The following is a 1654-nucleotide window of genomic DNA, read 5'->3' as shown; positions in this document are numbered from 1 at the left end:
TTTCATCCGCACCTAATATGTATAATTAAGCGTCAACATAAAATTCCGCGGCTCGCCGTAGAAGTTATTCATACCCGCGGTACGATTCTGGGTATTTTCGAAATACTTTTTGTCGGCGATGTTTTTAACCGCAAAATTTATGCTAAAGTGCTTGTCGAAATTATAGCCGACGTTTGCATCCCACAGCGTATAGGCCTTCTGCTCGGGAGCTACGTAATTTACGTTTTGATAGAACCCCGACGTGGCGCTTTGGTATCGCATACCGACGCCAAAGATCAGCTTGCGCTGGGCGGAAAACGGAATTTCGTAATTCGTATAAATTTTAAAAAGATGCTTCGGGATATATTTTTTCGCGTTAGCGCCCTTACTATAATCGACCGTCGTAGAATTCGCCTTCTCGCTTTTTAGATATTCGCTGCGATTAAACGTATAGCCCGCAAACACTTTCCAACTATCCGTTATCTCTCCTTGCGCCTCTACATCGACGCCTCTGCTTCGCACCTTGCCCTCGGCGATAGAGTAATTCGTATTTAGCGGATCTTGAATAGCTCTATTTTCTTGAATTATCTGAAATAGCGCAATGCTAGTATTTAACGCGCCTTCAAAATACTCTCCTTTTACGCCGGTTTCTACGTTGTATCCAACTACGGGATCTAATATCTCACCGTTTCTGTCGGTAGAACTTTGCGGTTTAAAAATTTCCGCATAGCTTACATACCAGCTGTGATTTTGCGTAAAATCCCACGTCAGCCCCGCATACGGCGCAAAATGCACTTTCGTAGGTCTGTCTCGCTTGCCGGTCTCGTTCGGATAGATATAGTCCTTCAGATAGGCGTTATATTTTACTCTAGAATATCGTCCGCCCAATAATATATGCCAATCCTCGCTGAGATTATATCTGGTACCCAGGCTAATAGCGGATTGATAAATTCTATTGTTGCGTATAATCCTGGGCAAGGCTGCTTCGATTGTTCCAATCGGGCTCTAGGATCAAGTCTTTGTTCCAATTGTAAATACCCATTCCAAGCGAGTTTAGAGTTAAATTTGTCGGATATTTTCTATTATTGCTAAATTTTTCTCTCGATGCCGAGCCGTCTATAAAGAACTCATGTTTGTTGCCGAAGAGCTCATACTTACCTTCGAGCCCGATTTTTGCGGCGATCTCTTTGGAGGTATTTTCATATCTTTGTCTCCTTACATTATGCGACGTAGTGCCGTTATACGGATTTACTCCGCCTAGGGAGCCAAATTTAAACATGCCTTTGCTGTCGGTATAATTCACTTTCACGTAGGCTTTCGTATCGTCACTCAATTCATGGCTTAACTCGGTGAAGGCGTTGTATTTTCTATACTCGCTTCTATCCCAATTCGAGCCAAAATAGCTTTTGCGGCTTAAATTTAAAAGATTTCCCTGCTCGTCTATAACCGGAACGCCGAAAACATCATAAACGCCTCTTGATTTTTGATAGATTACGCCCGTGCTTAGCAAAGTCTTCTCGCCGATATCAAAGTCAAATAACCCACCCACCGCGCTGCGCCAGCCGTTAGCGTAATGCTTATAAGCGCCCTCTTTGCCCGCTATGCCGATCAAGCGTCCGCGCACGGTGCCGCTTTGATTTATCGCATCCGTTATGTCGATCATGCTACGGTAATT

The 1654-nt window shown here is 43.9% G+C and carries 1 protein-coding gene and 1 pseudogene; both read right to left on the bottom strand.

Going from position 1 to position 1654, the window contains the following annotated elements:
• Positions 1-12: 12 nt before the first annotated feature.
• Positions 13-957 (bottom strand): TonB-dependent siderophore receptor, encoded by a 945-nt coding sequence (locus Q0236_RS05200; protein ID WP_297915769.1) that lies wholly within the window; start codon positions 955-957, stop codon positions 13-15.
• Positions 932-1654, bottom strand: a pseudogene (locus Q0236_RS05195) (TonB-dependent siderophore receptor); the annotation flags it as partial. The gene Q0236_RS05200 and the pseudogene Q0236_RS05195, both read right to left, overlap by 26 nt.

Source organism: uncultured Campylobacter sp., from assembly GCF_938031315.1.
In the GTDB taxonomy this organism is placed as follows: domain Bacteria; phylum Campylobacterota; class Campylobacteria; order Campylobacterales; family Campylobacteraceae; genus Campylobacter_B.
Note: the sequence above shows the minus strand (reverse complement) of the source record. Positions and strands in the feature narration are given on the sequence as shown.